Here is an 18,557-nt window from a genome sequence, read left to right as displayed (position 1 = left end):
TAATTACTACAAAACTATCAAAATTTAATAGTTTAAGTTATTGATATCTGTTAAAAAAAGTTAAACGAATTTGTTAAACAAACTGGAAATAAACGATAAAAGAAATGATGATGAGAAAGAATGATTCATAAATCCATCTTTTTTTAGCGTGAGCAAAATAATAGGCTAACAATACCGCTACCGGGATAATACAAAGCAAAAAATGGTTAATTCTAAAATCAGACTTCAAATAATAGGAGAGTGCCGAAAATATAAATAAGAAAAACAACACCTGAAAAAACTTTCTTACTTGTACAAAGCTTTTGAAAAAATTTAACCTCAACTGTATAAAGCCCAGCAACAAACAAGCAACAATTGGAAATAAAACAATATAATCTGTCACCTGAATTTTAATATAAAAAGGGAATTTGTTAGATAATGGCTTCCAAATTTCGTAAAAGTCTAACAACCTGCCATTCCAATAATAATATACCCCCAAAAAGAAAACAATAGTGATGTAGCCAATAAGTACGCTTACCCATTCTCGCCAATTAAATGGTCTTAAAATAATGAGCGATACCCACAGTAAAATTAAATACAATACAAAAGGAAAGTAAAATAAAGTTCCTACAGCTACTATTAATCCCAAATCAAACATAGAGCCAATGGCATCTGGTCCTTTAAAGTCTATCATTATTTTATGAATGATAAACAAAATGAAAAAGTTACATATTAAAGGTGGTGATACAAACAAAAACGGAGTAAAAACGCTACCTGCTACCACATAAAATAAAGCGGGTAAAAAAGTAGATTTTCCTAAAATGTTAAAATTATTTACAATTTTATTGAAGATTAAAGCCTGTATAAAAAGGATGATTCCGGCTAAAGTGATATTTACAGCTGGGGAAAATAAATTATCTATGGTTACCGGTATTAAAAGCCTCGAAAAAAGCTCGGTAAAACCGGTATTAATGGTGACTGGTAAATCTAAATAAATACCCAACCGCAAAATAAATAGCAGGATGAATAAAAAAAATAGATTGATAATACTGAAGTTTTTGAATTGCTGAATCATGCGCTGTTTTTGCAGATAAGCAATAATAAGGATAATCTATAAATCTAAGCTAAACTAATTTCATTGTTGGCAAAATTTTGCACCAAGTTTTGTATAATTTGAGCTGTTTCATCAGGGAAATTCACTTTTATATTTTGATCTTGATTTACCCAATTTTTTAAAACATCAATAAACTGATGATCTATTTGCCGCACCACCGGAATGCCCATTAACCTTGCTGCTTCTGCATTGCACTCTTGCTCAAACTGATGTTTCATGGGCATTAACAACACTTTTTTACCTAAAAAAAGTGCTTCTGCTGGTCCTTCAAAACCACCGCCTGTAAATAAGCCTTCACAGTTTTCTAAACTTTTATTAAAAAGCTCATTTGAAATTGGCCACACTTTCACATTGCCGTATTGGTAAGGAATTTTTTGATGCTTACTAAATACTTCCCACTTTACATTAGGCAGGGCATGTAAGTATTTTACCAATATTTTATCATCTAGCGCTGGTAAATAAACGGTGTAATAACCCTTTTTTTGAGGCTTTAGATTTCTAATTTCACTTCTGATAACGGGCGTATGTATAAAATCATCGTAAGCTTTAAAATGAAAACCTACGTGATGCGTTGCCGGGGCATAATGTTTTAAAATAATTTCGGCGTATTTCTCACTTTTAGCTGGGCGAGGCGTTTTTGGCGATAAAAAAGAGGCCTGATGACTTAAAGAAACACTTTTTATTTTTTTTAACCGACAAGCCCAAGCAGTTAAAGGTTCAAAATCATTAATAATTAAATCATATTCTTCTAAAGGAATAGCATGCATATCTTTCCAAAAGCGTCTTAATTTCATTGCTTTTAATGATTTCCAATAATCTATGCCGCCATGTTTTCCAAAAACGTAGCTAAAACCATGAAACTTATATTTTAAAGGTTGCGATAAGGAAACATCGGCCTGCGAGCCACTTACTAATAAATCTAACTCGCCGTATTGCTGCAATAAAGGAACAATTTCCCTTGCCCTGGAAATATGACCGTTTCCGGTTCCTTGTATGGCATAAAGTATTTTCATTTGATGATGATGTTTTTCAAAATGTGCGTATACAAATTTACTATAAAAGCCAATTATGCAAGCTCTTGTTTAAATTTTTCAAAAAGACCTTTCACATCCAGCATATTGTTTAAATCTTCGATATCTGTAAGGTCATCATCTTGTTTGGTAAGTAAGGAAGCGTCGTAATGATAAATACTCCACTCACCTTTATCAAATTCTAATGCAGTAAGGCTTTCTACCCAATCGCCAGAATTAAGATAAGTCACTTTGCCTTTATCGGTTACAATTTCTCTAATTTCTGGATGATGAATATGACCACAAATTACATAAGAATAACCCTTTTCTATGGCTAATTCTGCCGCAGTTTGTTCAAACTGATTGATAAACTTAACCGCTTCTTTTACACTTGCTTTTATTTTTTGGGAGAACGAATATTTCTTTTTCCCCATTTTGGTTAAACACCAATTGGTCATGCTGTTAATTAAAATTAAGGTATCGTAACCTACAGCCCCTAATTTTGCCAACCATTTTGAATGCTGCATGGTAACATCAAAAACATCGCCATGAAAAACCCAAGCCTTTTTACCGTCTAAATTAAGCACCAATTTGTTTAAGAGTTGAAAGCCTCCCATGTTAAAATCGGCAAATTTGCGAAGCATTTCATCATGATTACCCGTGAGGTAATAAACCGGAACACCATCTGTCACAAATTTTAAAATGCGACGAATTACTTTGGTATGGTCTTCTGGAAAATAAGATTTACTAAACTGCCAAATATCTATAATGTCTCCGTTAAGGATGAGCATTTTAGGTTTAATGCTTTTTAGATATTTTAAGAGCTCTTTTGCATGACAGCCATAGGTACCCAAATGCACATCAGATATAATGGCAATATCGATTTCTCTTTTAGACATGAAGAAAGTTTAAGATTTTTTTTGGGAGAGTAGAAGAAGCACAACCTGTTTTCAAGGCCGCAATCAAAACAACTTGATAAAAAATTTTAGTCTTTTTCTTCCTCAATTTTTAATTCAAATGGGCTAAAATAAAATGCAGTGATAACCACCAAAACAATTACTATTACCCCGCAATAAAACATATCCATCATATTTATAACGTTTAACAAATGTCTAATTAAAACATTACTAGAAAGTTAAGCCTGTATTAATTTTAAGCACTTAATTTTTTACAATGCTAGTATGACTTAGTTAACGAGAAAAGTTTAATTAAGATTTTTAAAAACAGGTTTATTGCATAAAACTGATAAACCAAATGAGATTAAGAATAAGATTTTAAAATTCTACCAATTTGTTTTTGATGATGTTGAGTGTGGATGAGCATAAAACGCAACCATGAAGCTGCATCTAAATACCCTAAACGGGGATGTTTAAATTTATAATGAGTGTCAGATTTTTTTATTTCGGGATGAAGTGATTCTATTTTTTTATTCAGCTTAATTAATTGATTGGAAGCTTCTTCTTTAGTGATTTTTTTAACCGCCGCTTCTACTTGTGCAGGGGCTTTTATTTTGCCGGGAGGAAATTTACCGATGAAAAGTATCAGTCTCACTTTCCAATTTGGTTTACGCATCTTGATTTCCGCAGTTTTATTCAAGCATTTTTCTATGGCAATTGCCGACATAAAGTTAGCACCAATAATGTGCGAATAAACTTCTGAATAAGACCAGCCGCCTATAGATGGCGTGGTAGAAAAAGCTTCTTCATTAACGGTTTTTAAAAACTCCTCGTAAAAGCGAAGGGATTTTATTAGTTTTTCTTTGTTGGAGTTAATGCTCATAGCAAAGCGGTAAGTTCTTTTAAGTGGTTAATATCCCAATTAATGTCATTTGGCACTTCGGCAAAATGAGGGTTAAAATAAATGGCATCCATTCCAAAATTTAAAGCTCCTCTTACGTCGGCTTCTAAACTATCGCCAATCATTAAACTTTCCGTAGCTGTAGTATTTGCTTTATCTATAGCGTATTGAAAAATAGCCTTATCTGGCTTATTTATTCCAATTACTTCAGAAATAATCACGTTTTTAAAATAGGGAGTAAGCTTGTTATTTTTTACTTTATACTCGGTAGATTCCTTAAACCCATTTGAAATAATATGCAACTGATATTTACTTTGCAGATAGCTTAAAGTTTCATGTGTTTGAGGAAAAAGATTGGTTTTTGTTGGACAAATATTCACATAATCGTCTTCAAATTGTAGTGGTATTAAATCGGGCGAAAGCCCTAAATCTATAAATGTTTTTTTAAAGCGAGTTTCTCTTAAAACCTCTTTAGATATTTTTCCTAAATGATAATCAGCCCAAAGCTGGTGGTTATTTTGAGTATAGGTTTCTATAAAAACATCAGCTGAATTTAACCCCAAATTTTTGAGCTGGTAGCTATGGTATAATTCATTTAAAGTTTCTTCGGCGTTTTTATCAAAATCCCATAAGGTATGATCAAGATCGAAGAAGATGTGGTTATATTTCATTCAGTTATCAGTTTACAGTTATGGGTTGTCAGTTATTTTCGGTTAACCGTTGTTAGTTAACAGTTTTCAGTTAATATATTGTCGATCTTTTATTTTTGAATTAATGATTCATAGTATTTAATGAATCCACTTAACAATTTTCTTACTTGTTGTAATGTTGTCAATCTTATAGTTAACTCTTCTTGGTTCAAATAGTTTAAATCAAAAGCCAAATATAGTTGAGTTTCTAATTCATAAAGAGAACCTCGGGCAATATAAAAAAACGAATAGAATCCTTTTTCCCTTCTCTTCCACAACCTTCGGTAATATTGGAAGGCACAGATATAACGGCTCTTTGAATTTTTGAGGCGAGTCCAAATTTTTTTAGTTCCAGAAAGGTTTTGGTAATATCATAAATGATTTTGACTAATGATCGGGCTTCTTTCCAAAACTCTAAATCTGTATATTTCATAAGATAAAAAAAAGGAACTTATAGTCGCTACACAAGAACTGATAACTCGCAACTAATAACTATTAACTGAATCACACTTTCTCGCCAAAGGCTAAATCTCCGGCATCGCCTAAACCAGGAACAATATAGGCTTTTGTGGTCATCTCCTCATCTATAGAACCTAACCATAAATGTGCTTTTGGAAGGTTTGCTTTTACGTGTTCTACCCCTTCCTGACTGGCAATTACAGACACAATATGAAGATTTTTGATGTTATAATTAGCTAATAATTCTTTGCAGCATAATACCATACTTTGTCCGGTGGCCAACATAGGATCTGAAATAATTACGGTTTTCCCTTCTAAATCTGGAGTAGCCACATATTCCATTTGAATGACAAAACTTCCTGATTTTTTGGTTTTACGATAAGCCGAAATAAAAGCTGAATCTGATTTATCAAATACGTTTAACATTCCTTGATGCAACGGCAAACCGGCTCTTAAAATGGTGGCTAAAACCGGCATTTGGGGAATCATATTCACATTGGCTAAACCCAAAGGAGTTTGCACTTCAAATTCTTCAAAAGTTAGTTTTTTACTAATTTCATACGCAAATATTTCGCCCAGCCTTTCCATATTTCTACGAAAACGCATGCTATCCTGCTGTACACCAGCATCACGTAATTCGGCCAAATAATGATTGGCAATGCTATTGGTTTTATTAAGTATGAACATCATTTTTAAATTTACGATTTTTCTTTTAATCGTTGATGATTTAAACCGTGGGCAACTATTATTCTAATCCGTTCAATTTCAAAAACTGGTTATATTCTTGTTCAAATGTATTTTGAGAATGATGCTGTTTTTGATTTTTGATGTAATAAAATGCCTTTTTAAATACCGATTCACTAACTGAAAAAGCAGCATAGCCTGTTTGCCAAGAAAATTTTTCATTAATAAACTCTTGTTGATTTACATAATGAGATGAACTTCCCTTAATTTGTTTAATTACATCTGCTATTGATTTTTGAGGATTTAATAAAAACAGACAATGAATATGATCGGACATGCCGTTGATTAAACTCACCTTACAGCCCATTTCTTCCAACTGATTTTTAATAAAATCATAGCTGTTTTCTTCAATATCACGATTGATTAAAGGCTCTCTATTTTTTGTAGCCCAAATAGCATGAATCCATATTTTATTGTAGGAATGTGACATAGAATAGGGTTTAGGTGTCTGTAAATTAAATCATTAAAATGATTTTTAAAAATCGCATTTCAAATAACCCACGGTTTAAACCGTGGGCTCGTAAAATATTACCCGATCTGTTAAATGGATTTATCCATTTATAGTTGCTGGGCTGCCGTGTGAGGATGCGTTTTTAAACCAAATGGAAATGCAATATAATTAGCCCAAGGTTTAAACCTTGGGCTATTAAATATTAACCGTTCTATTAAATGGATTTATCCATTTTTCTACCGTCAACAGCTTTTTCTAACATGTTTAAATAAACACATTTCCAGTCTTTCCAAACCCCAAAATTATTGACAGATTCATTGTGCCAAAGGCTAATAAAAGTGCCGTTTACTTTTTTAACATTCCACATCAATTCTTCTATTTGTTGGATTGCTGCTGCCGGAGAAAGACTCATATAGCTGCGTAAAGTTTGATCCATTACTGTGGTAGGATGAATAAGTAACGAGGTGATTTCTTCTTTTTCTAAATCGTACCAAAAAAATGGCGTACAGGTGGCGGCTCTAAAACCTGCAACATCTGCGTAAGCCAAAGTATAGTCTTCTTTTATACCTAAGGCAATTAAATCACGATAGGTTTTAGGTAAACTCAATAATAAATAATGTTGCCTGCTAATGGTTATTTCTGTTTGAGCAATTTTAGCCAATTCTTCTTTTTCTTGCTTTACTACTTCTACTTGATGATGTGAAAAATAAGAAGGATGAATTCCTATTTGATGAGTTTGCGCCAATTTTTGAATCACTTTTTGGAAAAGGTTGTTCTTAATTGAAGGTGCCGGATCATTCTGATGCTGATTGCCCGTCAAAATAAAATAAATGGTGCTCAAATTAAATTGAGCATCCCAAATTTTTACCTGCTCATATACATCAAAAGGATCCGTTTTTTTAAAAAGCTTAAGCTGCTTTAAAACTCTTTTGTAAAATGGGTCGGTTTTAAAATAATAAGGTCGGTCTATGTCTAAAGTGGGAATAAATTGGAAATCTCGTTGGGCAATTTCAAATTCTGGATATTGCTTTTTAATTTCATCGGCTATAGCCAAAGCCCATTCATCAATGATGGGTCGGTTGATAAACCCTAAATTAAAAGCCAAAGAATTTTTTCCTTCAAATCTTTGGTGATGATCCCTTTTGATGCTAATATATTCCTCGTATCTACTTAAAAGATAGAATGAGGCGGCAAAAACATCAAATGGAAAAACAGAATTTTTTACCGGAAATGGGACTTGAGTTTGGTTAAAATCGGCGAAAGCCAAATTTTGCTTTCTAATTTCTGTTTCGGTTAAAAATGGAGTTTCTTTAAAATGAATTTCTTTTGCTAAAGCGTTTAGAGAATAGCTTAATTTGGGGGAAGAACTGCTTAAAAACTCCTCTAAATTATCAGATAGTTTAATTTGAACCCCTAAAATATGCGTAAAAAGGAATTGAAAAATATATCTTTTCCGGGCGGTAATAGGGTTTGCATAAACTAACAATTGCATGCTTAAAATAAAGGATAAAACACGGCATTACCAATGATTGATTTTGGTAATGCCTTTTGTTTTTTTGATTCCTTATTTTTTTGATTCGATTTTAAAAAAAATCTATTTACTGACCATTTTAAGCGCTAATTCTGGCTCGTTTGTGGTAATAAAAGTAGCCTTGCTATCTAAAAGCCATTGAATGGTTTCGGTATCATTCGCTGTCCAGGCGTTTACGGTTAAGCCTAATGCTAATGCGTTTTTAATCCAATCCGGATTTTTTTTGAAAACACTGTAATGATAATCTAAACCATAAAATTTGTCGGCAGCTAATTGCTCGGGCGATTTATCTCCGTTTAGGTAAGCTACTTTTGCAAATGGATCTATCGCCATTAAGGCTTTACATATTTCGTAATCAAAGCTGATGTATTCTACCCATGCCTGAGCTTCATTTTCACTTACACTTTCTAAAACAGATTTTGCTATTAATTTTACCCTGTCTAAACCTAGTTTGGTAGGCTTAATTTCTAAAATAAGTTTGGTGTGATTTTGATTTTTACCCGCCTTTAAATAATCATCTAACAAAGGCAATTTCTCATTATTTGATAAGGTAAGTTCTTTTAAAACTAAGGAAGAAGTTTGTTCAATTTCTACCTTTTTAAAAGCGGGATCATGGTTAATGAAAGCGACAGAATCTGCCGAAATATGAACATCAAACTCGCTGCCTTGACAACCCAATTTTATGGCTTGCTGCAATGCTGCAATAGAATTTTCTGCGGTAGGTAAGTTTTTCCAAGCACCACGATGAGCAATTACTTTGTTTTTTAGAAACTCATCTTTTACAATAGTAAAATTTTGCTGAAGCTGGATGTTTTGATCATTAGTCACCAGCAATTGGATGTTGTAAAACTTTTTACTTTTATTGCTTTTTATAATTAATTGATGCTTTTTGTTGCTTTTGAAAAAAGCAGCATCGGCACCAGAAATGCTTACTTTTTTAATGCTGGTATTTGGCTGTTGCACACTAATTTGACCAATAACTCGCTCACTTTCTAAGAAAGTATAATTGCTCAATAATATGCTATTATTGGTTTTTACTTGGGCGGTTAATATTTGAACAGAAGCCATTAACATGAATAGCTGTGCAACAGCGATTTTTAAATACATATTTTTAATTAAAGAAAATAGATTCTGAATAATTATTGCCAAAACCATCAGTAGCTTTTACGATAAATAAACGTGTTTTATCTGGAACTGTTATAAAAAAAAGATGATCGGTTAATTTAGGTTCTACCCAACCTCTAATAGAAGGTAAATCTTTTCCTAATAAACTTTCTGTTGCTAAAGGATCTAAAGCCGTTTTTTGAACAGGAGTACCAATAGCTACTCCGTCTGCAAGGCAATTTATTTTCCAGTTTTTATCAAAATTCCAAATATTTATGCAAACCTCATTGGGGTAATCTTTTTGTTTACCGGCAGCATAAATACGCATTTGATGATCTTTTTCTTTTCCTGTTGCTTTGTAATACCAACTAATTTTATCGCCATCAACTTCATAAACACCGTAACCATTTGGCGTTCCGTCTCCGCAAATTTGACCTGTCCACCAAGCGCCACAAACTGTACCATGGATATGCTCTGTAATATTTTTATCAATAATTACTTCATTAAAATGGGTATGCCCACTCATAATATGAACCTGGTAATTTTTTAAAATATCATACAAACGCTTTCTGTTAGTTACGGTTCCGCCCATTTCTTCGGGTTCTTTATCTCGCTTATGCTGATTAGTATAAGTTGGAATATGCAAGCTTACCACTAAGGTAGAGCCTTCTTTTACCAACTTTAAATCTTGTTCTAACCAGCTCAGCTGATTTTCTGTGAGATAACCGATATACTTTTTATCAGTCCCTACAAAAAACACATCGTCTAAAACTACATAATGAATTTTGCCTCGGTTAAATGAATAATAAGTTGGACCAAAATGGCTTTCGAAAGTTTGAGTAGAACCTTCATCCGAACGGGCATTTAAATCCATATCATGATTGCCAATCACATTAAAAAATGGTAATCCCGATAAGGAAATAGCACTTTTATAATCTGGAAAAAGATCAAAATTATCCCAAACTAAATCTCCACAACCTATGCCATGTAAATAATTTGAAGGATAGTTATTAGTCAATTTTTTAAGATCAGGAGCTGCGTTTGCTAACAATAACTCGGCATCTCTTTTAGTTTGAATTTGAGTATCAGCCCAAACTACAAAGCCATGTTTTTCGTCATTATCAGCATTTTTTTCTAAGCTAAAATTAGCCGAATGATTGACCTGATTAATGTTAATAGCGCTATAAAATTGACTGATACTATTTTGATGAGGAATTTTATATCCTGATGGTATTGAAAAATAAACAAACTTGGCTTTAGGGTGAGCAAAAAAATCATACTTGCCTTCTTTATCTGTTACAAATACAGTATAGCCATCTGTTACTGCAACAGCAGCTAAACCTTTACCACCGGCTGTAATTGTGCCGGTAAGTTTTGTTTGGATTAATAAAGAGGTTTTGTTTTTTGAAGCAGCGCTTACAAAACCAGAAACAGTTAAGCCTGCACCAAGCAGACTTAAACTTTTTAAAAATTCTCTTCTAAACATTTTTGTATCCCGTTATTTTTCCCACCATAATTTGGTGTTGATGTTATCGCCACCCATATTTTCTACTGCTTTTAAATAGTTATCTCTGTTGTTAGAAGAAACCGTTGTAGGAAATCTGAAACGCACCGGTAATTTTTGATCATTTAACATTCCTGCATTTTTTGGTAAAACAGGGAAACCTGTACGGCGATATTCAAACCATTGTTGGTAATCAGTAAAAAACAAAGCATAATATTTTTGAAGCATAATGCGCTCTAATGTTCCGTTGTATGCTGTTGCTGTATTTGTAAAATAATTTGTGGGCATGGTCACTCCCCATTGCTCAATAGCTGCTTTAACCCCTCTTTCATACGCTGTTTTTGCATCGGCAGTAATTAATCCTTTTTGAGCCAGCTCTGCCCTTATAAATTCTACTTCGGCATAAGTCATAATGATATTGCTCATTGGTGCGGTTACCAAAGCCACATTAAAATTTGATGGCTGAAAGTTTGGTGCTGGGTCATTTGGAGAATAACCGCTCGGAATACCTTGGTACGTTCCGGTTGATGCACCAGCTAAAGTTCTGGAAAAGCTGTTGAACTTTGCTCTTCTTGGATCTGCGAAAGCATTTAAATTATCTAAGAAAAACCCACCAGTAGCTCTAAAAGTAGTAAAATCTATAGCTCTACCCCATGGAGAGATTAATGGTGTTACTCCGCTTAGTTTTACAACCGCCCCTTCGTTAATATTGGTAAAAACAGGGTTTACCGTAGGATTATTTAGTATAGTTGCCATTTTTGTGAAAGCGTCCATTTCTGTTCTTTTAGAAACTCTTAAAAGCAACCTTAACCTTAACGAATTTGTAAACCTTTTCCAGCCGGCTACGCTATTTCCGTATAAAATATCGGTAGCATAAATCATTGGTTTAGTGGCATCATACAGGGTATTTGCTTTCTCTAAATCGGCAATAATTTTTGTGTAAACCTCTTGTTGTGTATTAAATTTAGGTTTTAATATTCCTTCTTCTCCGCTTGAAGCTTCAACCATAGGAATATCACCAAAACAATCAGTTAAATTAGAATATATCCAAGCGTTAAGTGTTAATGCAATGGCCTGATAATTTACGTCTTGTGCTTTTTCTGATGTGGCAAGCATTTCTTTCACATTGCTTAACCAACGGTAATAAGTACTCCAAGTGGAGTTTCCGGCACTTTCAGAAATATCATAACGATGAACGCCACCAGCCACACTTGGATAAGGAAGTGCTACTTGCATAATGTCAAAAGTAAATGCATCTGCTCTTAAGGTATTAAAGCTTGAAACCTCATATACAATAGGGTTTAATAATGAACCCGGAGAAATTTGGCTGATACGATTAGGATCGGTATTTACCTCCTCAAAATCTTTGGTACAAGAAAAGTTAAGTGTACAAAGCGTAATTACGGCAATTACTATATATTTTTTGAATATCATGATTTTATAATTTAATAGTTAGGTTAAGACCAAAAGTGCGTTGAGATGGCAGTTGTCCCATTTCTATACCTGGCAATAATGTTGAGCCATTTAGTGCTGCTGTCTCAGGATCAAACATTGGGAAACTGGTTATCATGGCTAAATCTCTGCCATATAAACCAACGGTAACTTGATTAAGCTTAATTTTTGAGCTTATTGCTTTAGGCAAGCTATATTCAAACCTTACCTCACGTAACTTTACAAAAGAGGCGTCAAAGCTGTTTGACTCTACATTTGCTCTTCTGTAAAAATCGCCGTAATAAGATGCTGGTGAAATTTTTGTGGTATTTGGACTATAAGTATTGTCTGCATTTAACACCACTCCTTGTCCTATCACAAAGCCTTCTTCTCTGCCAGGGAGCGTATGTTTTAATTTCCCCTGTTCGCTCATTTTATGATGCGTTTGAGAATAAACTATTCCTCCATATTGGCCATCAATTAAGAAATTGAATCTGAAATTTTTATAAGAAAACTCATTACTAAAGCCTCCACGCCAATCTGCGTAAGCATTACCAATATATTGTATTTCTGGGCCTCTAGCAGTAGTTCCGTTGGCATTATAAACAATTTGCCCATCAGGTGAACGTACAAAACCAAAACCATAAATGTCTCCGGTTGTGCCACCAACTCTGGCTTGCAAAGTTGCATTTCCGCCATAGCCAATATCTTGTCTGTCGCCAATTCCATCTGCAAGTTCTAACACACGGTTTTGATTTTTTGACCAGTTAATGGTAGTATTCCATTTAAAAAATTTAGTGTTTACTGGTATTGCTGTAATGCTGGCTTCAACCCCTCTGTTTCTAACTTTTCCTGCATTTAAAACCGCACTATTAAAGCCGGTTGAATAATCTAACGGAACTCTAAGTATTTGGTTTATGGTGATGTTGCTGTAATAAGAAAGGTCCATGCTTAATCTTCCCTTAAACAGGCTGTAATTTAAACCAGCTTCATAACTAGTGGTGGTTTCTGGCTTAAAATCAGTATTGTATAATGTTGTTGGAGATGAGGCTGACCCTGCGAATAAACTTTGTCCGTAGTATTTACCGGTTAAGTAAGGATCGGTATCATTACCCACCTGACTGGCAGATAACCTTAATTTTGCAAATGATATTTGAGTGGGCAGTTTAAATATATCACTTAAAATAAAACTTGTATTTACAGATGGATAAAAGAAGCTACGGTTTTCTCTTGACAAAGTACTGCTCCAATCATTTCTTCCGGTAATATCTAAAAACACAACTTCCTTGTAAGAAAGAGCCGCTAAGCCGTAAACACTGTTTACCTTTTTATTTTGGTAATCGGTAGTTAAAACTGGACTACTTATACCATTGCTTAACTTAAATTCTCCAGGAATAATTAACCCAATAGTAGAGCCGTTAGTAGCGGTTGTTCTGCGGTTTAAGAGGTTACCACCAGCTGAAGTATTTAATTTAAATGAGCTGCCAATATCTGTTTTGTAGGTAAGCAAAGCATCAGTATTCATTTCATAATAAAACAAATTTTGTTGCTTAAAATACCCTCGTTGATAATTAGCTGTCCCATAAGGCCTTTCGGTTGCTCGGTCTTCAGTAGTCATATCTAAACCAGATCTAATTAAAAAGCTGAGTTTTGGGGTTATTTCATAGGTTGCCGCTATGTTTCCTACCGTTTTATAATTATTTACCGAGTTAATCATATCCTCAGCAATTAAAAATGGATTATCTATAAACTGGCTAAAAGGATGAATTTGATCAATATTTACCAAACCTGTTTTCCATTTGTCCTTATACCAGTTTAAATCAACATTAGGATTTTGAAAAATCATGAAATAAGAAATAGATTGATTATTGTAGCCCGTACCCGGTAAATTATCACTGCTTTTGTTGGTGTAATTTATTTTTGAAACCAATTTAAGCTTATCAGAAACTGCATAATTTAAACTTACGGCAGCCGTTAAACGATCAAACCCGGTGTTTGGCATTATCCACTGATTTTTAGTTTGAGTAATAGATGCTCTAGCACTTCCTTTTTCATTACCGCCTTCTAAAGCTACACTATTAGTAATGGTAGAGCCTGTTTGCCAAAAACCCTTAACGTTGTCTTCATAAGGCACCCAAGGTCTACGCTCAGCAGATTGCCCTTGTAAAATAGGATCATACTGAAAATAGCTTTGTCCGTTAAATTTTGGTCCAAATGCACTACTTGTTCCAGATGTACTTGCTCCATCTGCAGATGCGCCATAAGAATAATAAAGTTCACTTGCTGGTCTTATGGCCGTACCTGTACCCTGTCCATATTCATGTTGAAAGTCTGGCCATTTTAAAACATCATTTAAACTGGTGTTAGAATTAATGGTAATGCCTAAGCCTTTTCCTTTTCTAGCGCCTGATTTTGTGGTAATCATTAAAGCGCCATTTTGAGCTCGACTGCCGTAAAGTGCCGCCGCTCCAGATCCTTTTAGTACCGTAATGCTTTCTATATCATCAGGGTTTAAATCGGCAATTCCATTTCCAAAATCAACGGGTATATCATTTCCGCTTCCAGCGCTGTAAGCATTATTTACTCCTGATGACACTAAACCGCCACCAACAGGAATTCCATCAATAACAATTAAAGCTTGGTTACCATCTGGGTTTAAAGAATTTACTCCTCTTAATACAATACGAGTAGAATTTAATGGTCCAGAGCCGGATGATAATAAACTTAAACCAGCTACCTTACCAGATAAGGCGCTTGCCCAATTATTTGAGCGAGAATCATTTAATTGTTCTGAAGAAATGGTTTGAGTAGCATAGCCTAAAGACTTTTGGTCTCTTTTAATGTTAAGAGCTGTTACCACCACTTCACTTAGTTTATTAATATCCTCTTCAAGAATAATTTTTAAACTTTTATTTGAATTATAAGTCACTTTCTGACTCACAAATCCTAAGTATCTAAATTCAAGAACATCACCATTAACAACTGCCGATGATTTAAGATTAAATTTTCCATCAACATCAGAAGCGGTAGCTATTTTATTTCCTAAAATACTTACGCCCGGTAATGGATTTCCTTTGTTATCAGTAATAATACCCGAAATAACAGGTTGCTGACTAAAACTTTCATTAACAATAAAAGTAAAGATGAGCAGCAAAATAAACTTTGCTTTGCGAAGGTGTATACGTGTTTTCAATATGAATTATTTTTCTTGCGAAACTAGAGGGCGTAGATTTCCTCAGTAAAAATTGTAGATAATCAATTTGTGAATATTCTAACCTTGGTGTTAATACATTGTTAATGAAAATCTATTTTTAGGAAATCACGTTATATAAACATCTGAAAGTAAAAAACAGCACTTTTTAAAGATGTGGTAAACCAAAAGTAGGTTTCAAACGTCTGTATATTTGAACAGCAATGTTCATGTATAAGGTTTGACGAGGGGATTTGTCTGTAAAGATGAATCCCTTTTTTTATTGGCTCGTCCAAATTCCTAAATATTTATATTTGACACATGGATTTTAAAATTACTTCTGATTATACTCCCTCCGGAGACCAGCCTACCGCCATTAAACAATTGGTTGAAGGAGTGCAGAGTGGCGAAAACTATCAGACTTTATTAGGTGTTACGGGCTCTGGTAAAACTTTTTCTATTGCCAATGTAATTGAGCAAACGCAAAAACCTACTTTAATTTTAAGCCATAACAAAACACTTGCCGCACAACTTTACGGAGAGTTTAAGCAGTTTTTCCCTGAAAATGCGGTCAACTATTTTGTTTCTTATTATGACTATTACCAACCCGAAGCCTTTTTACCCACCACCAATACTTATATAGAGAAAGATCTTCAGATTAATGAAGAGATTGAAAAACTAAGGTTAAGAACCACATCGGCTTTAATGTCGGGCAGGCGAGATGTAATTGTGGTTTCTTCCATATCTTGTATTTATGGTATGGGTAACCCCGAGGACTTTTCTAACTCTGTTTTCAAGTTTGGCGTTGGGACCAGAATCAGCAGAAATGCTTTTTTACATCGTTTAGTAGAAATTTTATATTCCCGTACCACTGCTGATTTTAAACGAGGAACTTTTAGAGTTAAAGGAGATACTGTTGATATTTACCCTGCTTATTTAGATTTGGCATATCGCATTTCTTTTTTTGGAGATGATGTAGAAGAAATGAGTGTGATTGACCCTGCTAGTGGAAAAACCATCGAAAAAATGGACCAAGTAGCTATTTTCCCAGCTAATTTATTTGTTACGCCAAGAGATAGGTTTACCAGCGTACTTCACCAAATTGGAGAAGATATGGTAGACAGGAAAAAACAATTTGAAAGCGAAGGCCGATTTTTAGAAGCCAAAAGATTAGAAGAACGCACCAATTACGATATGGAAATGATGCGAGAATTGGGCTATTGTTCTGGTATAGAAAACTACTCAAGGTATTTTGATCAAAGAAAACCTGGAGCTCGTCCTTTTTGCTTGTTAGATTATTTCCCAGATGATTATTTAATGGTGATTGATGAAAGCCATGTTACCGTTCCACAAATTAGAGCCATGTACGGTGGCGATAGATCAAGAAAATTATCATTGGTAGAATACGGTTTCCGTTTACCGGCAGCATTAGATAACCGCCCGTTAAATTTTAACGAGTTTGAAACCCTGGCGCCACAAACCATTTATGTAAGTGCCACACCTGGAGATTACGAATTAGAAAAAACAGAAGGTGTTTTTGTAGAGCAAGTCATTAGGCCAACGGGTTTATTAGATCCAATGATTGAAATTCGTCCGGTAGGAAACCAAGTAGATGATTTGCTAGATGAGATTGATAAAACCATAAAAATGGGCGACCGTATTTTGGTGACCACTTTAACCAAAAGAATGGCCGAAGAGCTGGCTAAATACATGGACAGGTTAAACATTAAAGTTCGCTATATCCACTCTGAAGTAAAAACGCTTGAAAGAGTAGAAATTTTAAGAGGTTTACGTTTGGGCGAGTTTGATGTTTTAATTGGAATTAACTTATTAAGAGAGGGTTTAGATTTACCCGAAGTTTCTTTGGTGGCCATTTTAGATGCCGATAAAGAAGGTTTTTTACGTTCAGAAAGATCATTGATACAAACTATTGGACGAGCTGCCCGAAATGATAGAGGAAGAGTGATTATGTATGCTGATAAAATTACCAATTCTATGCGCATTACAATGGAAGAGACCGACCGTAGAAGAGAAAAACAAATAAAATACAATGAAGCACATGGCATTACGCCAAAAACGGTAGGAAAATCCAGAGAAGCCATTATAGAACAAACATCAGTAATGGATTTTAAAGGTGGGGTACAACAAATTTATACTGGCGACAATGCCGAAGCTAGTTTAGCGGCCGATCCAATTGTGCAGTACATGACCAAACCCGAGCTTAAAAAATCATTAGAAAACACTAAAAAAGAAATGCAAACCGCAGCCAAAGAAATGAATTTCTTGTTGGCAGCAAAATTGAGAGACGAAATGTTTGCTTTAGAAAAAATGATGGAAGAGAAGTTTGGAAAGTAACATTACTCAAAAATTATAATCAAATTGAGCTAAAGAATTATATTTGCATCCCATGGGATTACTAAGATTTTTAATCATCGCTATAGCAGTGATATATATTTTGAGAATACTCGCCCGTATTTTTTTACCATTTCTGTTTAAGAAAGCGGTAAGCAAAATGCAGGATAAAATGAATGAGCAGCAACAAGCTTATCAAAATGGCCATACTGCTACAGAGAAGCCGCAAGGCACTATTTCGGTAGATTTTGTGCCTCCACCACCCAAGAAAAAGCCAAAATTAGACCAAGCCGGCGATTTTGTAGATTACGAAGACGTAAAATAGTCAATAAAATTTACTCGACATTCCAATTCAAAAGCAATAAAAAAGGGCTTCATTTATAAAAATGAAGCCCTTTTCTTGTTTATCTTAAAAACTCTTATTTCACTCTTTCAATATAAGCGCCAGTTGCCGTATCTACTCTTACTCTATCGCCTTGGTTGACAAACAAAGGTACTTTAATTTCAATTCCGGTTTCTACAGTGGCATTTTTTAATGCGTTGGTAGAAGTATCGCCTTTAACGGCAGGTTCTGTATAAACAATTTCTAGCTCTACGTTATTAGGCGCTTTTGCCAAAATAGGTTCATCACTTTCAAAAGAAACAATCACATTCATTCCTTCTTTTAAAAACCTTGCAGCATCACCAAACAACGCTTTTTCTACGCTAAATTGCTCGTAAGAATTATTATCCATCACCACAAAATAATCACCTTCTGGGTATAAATATTGGTAATCATTGGTTTCTACTCTGCAAATTTCCACCTCTTCATCTGTTCTCATACGCAACTCAATAATTCTTCCCGATCTAATGTTGCGCATTTTACCAGTATAAAAAGCACCGCCTTTGCCTGGTGTACGGTGTATTAACTCATCAATCGTTACTAACTCCCCGTTAAAACGTATAATATTTCCAGTTTTTAAATCTCCAGCTTTAGCCATAATGTGTGTTTTTTTGGTCTGCAAAAATAGTTATTAATCGCTATCCTTCAAACCCTTTATGAAATACAATTTTATGGTGTTTTTAGAAAGGCAAATTCCATCATTTAAAATTAAACCCGTCGGGCTTTTTACTGTATCTTTTTTGCCCCCTACATTTTCGTCACAATTTGCAAAGTGGAAAGGCAAAAAAGGATGCCGTTGCAATCCCGCTTATTTTACTTA

General features: G+C 34.4%; 15 protein-coding genes and 1 pseudogene. 2 read left to right on the top strand and 14 right to left on the bottom strand.

Going from position 1 to position 18,557, the window contains the following annotated elements; translation table 11 throughout:
• Nucleotides 1-73: 73 nt before the first annotated feature.
• From FA046_RS03345 to FA046_RS03285, 13 genes and pseudogenes are all read right to left on the bottom strand, one after another.
• The gene (locus FA046_RS03345; RefSeq protein ID WP_136824931.1) at nucleotides 74-1,054 is read right to left on the bottom strand and encodes a DUF6427 family protein; all 981 of its coding nucleotides are present in this window, start codon (nucleotides 1,052-1,054) and stop codon (nucleotides 74-76) included.
• Between the two features lie 44 nt (nucleotides 1,055-1,098).
• Nucleotides 1,099-2,106: a glycosyltransferase family protein gene (locus FA046_RS03340; protein WP_136824930.1), complete on the bottom strand. Its 1,008-nt coding sequence runs from the start codon at nucleotides 2,104-2,106 to the stop codon at nucleotides 1,099-1,101.
• A 53-nt stretch (nucleotides 2,107-2,159) separates the two neighbouring features.
• A complete protein-coding gene (locus tag FA046_RS03335) occupies nucleotides 2,160-3,002 on the bottom strand; it encodes a UDP-2,3-diacylglucosamine diphosphatase (protein WP_136824929.1) in 843 nt (280 codons plus the stop codon).
• Nucleotides 3,003-3,363: 361 nt separating this feature from the next.
• Nucleotides 3,364-3,882: a DinB family protein gene (locus FA046_RS03330; protein ID WP_136824928.1), complete on the bottom strand. Its 519-nt coding sequence runs from the start codon at nucleotides 3,880-3,882 to the stop codon at nucleotides 3,364-3,366.
• Complete coding sequence (locus tag FA046_RS03325; protein ID WP_136824927.1) at nucleotides 3,879-4,571, bottom strand: YjjG family noncanonical pyrimidine nucleotidase; 693 nt, start codon at nucleotides 4,569-4,571, stop codon at nucleotides 3,879-3,881. Before FA046_RS03325 ends, FA046_RS03330 begins: the two co-directional genes overlap by 4 nt.
• An 89-nt stretch (nucleotides 4,572-4,660) precedes the next feature.
• Nucleotides 4,661-5,022: pseudogene (locus tag FA046_RS17595) on the bottom strand (four helix bundle protein).
• A 71-nt stretch (nucleotides 5,023-5,093) separates the two neighbouring features.
• Nucleotides 5,094-5,738 carry a uracil phosphoribosyltransferase gene (upp, locus tag FA046_RS03315; protein ID WP_136824926.1) on the bottom strand — a complete coding sequence of 215 codons (645 nt, stop codon included), beginning with the start codon at nucleotides 5,736-5,738 and terminating at the stop codon, nucleotides 5,094-5,096.
• 55 nt (nucleotides 5,739-5,793) lie between these two features.
• Nucleotides 5,794-6,222: an IS200/IS605 family transposase gene (gene tnpA, locus FA046_RS03310; protein WP_136824925.1), complete on the bottom strand. Its 429-nt coding sequence runs from the start codon at nucleotides 6,220-6,222 to the stop codon at nucleotides 5,794-5,796.
• Nucleotides 6,223-6,457: 235 nt separating this feature from the next.
• Nucleotides 6,458-7,735 (bottom strand): polysaccharide deacetylase family protein, encoded by a 1,278-nt coding sequence (locus FA046_RS03305; protein WP_136824924.1) that lies wholly within the window; start codon nucleotides 7,733-7,735, stop codon nucleotides 6,458-6,460.
• Nucleotides 7,736-7,837: 102 nt separating this feature from the next.
• On the bottom strand, nucleotides 7,838-8,881 hold the full coding sequence (locus FA046_RS03300; protein WP_225870871.1) for a glycerophosphodiester phosphodiesterase: 1,044 nt from the start codon (nucleotides 8,879-8,881) through the stop codon (nucleotides 7,838-7,840).
• 4 nt (nucleotides 8,882-8,885) lie between these two features.
• Entirely contained in the window at nucleotides 8,886-10,364 is a 1,479-nt protein-coding gene (locus tag FA046_RS03295) for a calcineurin-like phosphoesterase C-terminal domain-containing protein (RefSeq protein ID WP_136824923.1), read from the bottom strand.
• A 12-nt stretch (nucleotides 10,365-10,376) separates the two neighbouring features.
• Nucleotides 10,377-11,816 carry a SusD/RagB family nutrient-binding outer membrane lipoprotein gene (locus FA046_RS03290; RefSeq protein WP_136824922.1) on the bottom strand — a complete coding sequence of 480 codons (1,440 nt, stop codon included), beginning with the start codon at nucleotides 11,814-11,816 and terminating at the stop codon, nucleotides 10,377-10,379.
• Nucleotides 11,817-11,820: 4 nt separating this feature from the next.
• Entirely contained in the window at nucleotides 11,821-15,006 is a 3,186-nt protein-coding gene (locus tag FA046_RS03285; RefSeq protein ID WP_225870870.1) for a SusC/RagA family TonB-linked outer membrane protein, read from the bottom strand.
• 318 nt (nucleotides 15,007-15,324) lie between these two features.
• On the opposite strand from FA046_RS03285, the gene uvrB reads away from it, so the two are divergent.
• Both uvrB and FA046_RS03275 read left to right on the top strand, forming a co-directional pair.
• On the top strand, nucleotides 15,325-17,358 hold the full coding sequence (gene uvrB, locus FA046_RS03280; RefSeq protein ID WP_136824921.1) for an excinuclease ABC subunit UvrB: 2,034 nt from the start codon (nucleotides 15,325-15,327) through the stop codon (nucleotides 17,356-17,358).
• 52 nt (nucleotides 17,359-17,410) lie between these two features.
• Nucleotides 17,411-17,680, top strand: coding sequence for a DUF4834 family protein (locus FA046_RS03275; protein WP_136824920.1), 270 nt, complete (start codon nucleotides 17,411-17,413; stop codon nucleotides 17,678-17,680).
• A gap of 94 nt (nucleotides 17,681-17,774) precedes the next feature.
• On the opposite strand, the gene efp is transcribed toward FA046_RS03275, so the two are convergent.
• On the bottom strand, nucleotides 17,775-18,335 hold the full coding sequence (gene efp, locus FA046_RS03270) for an elongation factor P (RefSeq protein WP_136825323.1): 561 nt from the start codon (nucleotides 18,333-18,335) through the stop codon (nucleotides 17,775-17,777).
• Nucleotides 18,336-18,557 lie beyond the last annotated feature (222 nt).

It is taken from the genome of Pedobacter cryophilus (assembly GCF_005116455.1).
Lineage (GTDB): Bacteria > Bacteroidota > Bacteroidia > Sphingobacteriales > Sphingobacteriaceae > Pseudopedobacter > Pseudopedobacter cryophilum.
The sequence above is the reverse complement of the archived record's forward strand: the minus strand, read 5'-3'. Positions and strand labels throughout refer to the sequence as shown.

What these genes read in the sequence shown, in the direction of transcription:
- FA046_RS03340 (WP_136824930.1), bottom strand. Translation starts at nt 2,106, where the DNA reads ATGAAAATACTTTATGCCATACAAGGAACCGGAAACGGTCATATTTCC.
- uvrB (WP_136824921.1), top strand. Translation starts at nt 15,325, where the DNA reads ATGGATTTTAAAATTACTTCTGATTATACTCCCTCCGGAGACCAGCCT.
- FA046_RS03335 (WP_136824929.1), bottom strand. Translation starts at nt 3,002, where the DNA reads ATGTCTAAAAGAGAAATCGATATTGCCATTATATCTGATGTGCATTTG.
- FA046_RS03305 (WP_136824924.1), bottom strand. Translation starts at nt 7,735, where the DNA reads ATGCAATTGTTAGTTTATGCAAACCCTATTACCGCCCGGAAAAGATAT.
- efp (WP_136825323.1), bottom strand. Translation starts at nt 18,335, where the DNA reads ATGGCTAAAGCTGGAGATTTAAAAACTGGAAATATTATACGTTTTAAC.
- tnpA (WP_136824925.1), bottom strand. Translation starts at nt 6,222, where the DNA reads ATGTCACATTCCTACAATAAAATATGGATTCATGCTATTTGGGCTACA.
- upp (WP_136824926.1), bottom strand. Translation starts at nt 5,738, where the DNA reads ATGATGTTCATACTTAATAAAACCAATAGCATTGCCAATCATTATTTG.
- FA046_RS03330 (WP_136824928.1), bottom strand. Translation starts at nt 3,882, where the DNA reads ATGAGCATTAACTCCAACAAAGAAAAACTAATAAAATCCCTTCGCTTT.
- FA046_RS03345 (WP_136824931.1), bottom strand. Translation starts at nt 1,054, where the DNA reads ATGATTCAGCAATTCAAAAACTTCAGTATTATCAATCTATTTTTTTTA.
- FA046_RS03295 (WP_136824923.1), bottom strand. Translation starts at nt 10,364, where the DNA reads ATGTTTAGAAGAGAATTTTTAAAAAGTTTAAGTCTGCTTGGTGCAGGC.
- FA046_RS03290 (WP_136824922.1), bottom strand. Translation starts at nt 11,816, where the DNA reads ATGATATTCAAAAAATATATAGTAATTGCCGTAATTACGCTTTGTACA.
- FA046_RS03300 (WP_225870871.1), bottom strand. Translation starts at nt 8,881, where the DNA reads ATGTATTTAAAAATCGCTGTTGCACAGCTATTCATGTTAATGGCTTCT.
- FA046_RS03275 (WP_136824920.1), top strand. Translation starts at nt 17,411, where the DNA reads ATGGGATTACTAAGATTTTTAATCATCGCTATAGCAGTGATATATATT.
- FA046_RS03325 (WP_136824927.1), bottom strand. Translation starts at nt 4,571, where the DNA reads ATGAAATATAACCACATCTTCTTCGATCTTGATCATACCTTATGGGAT.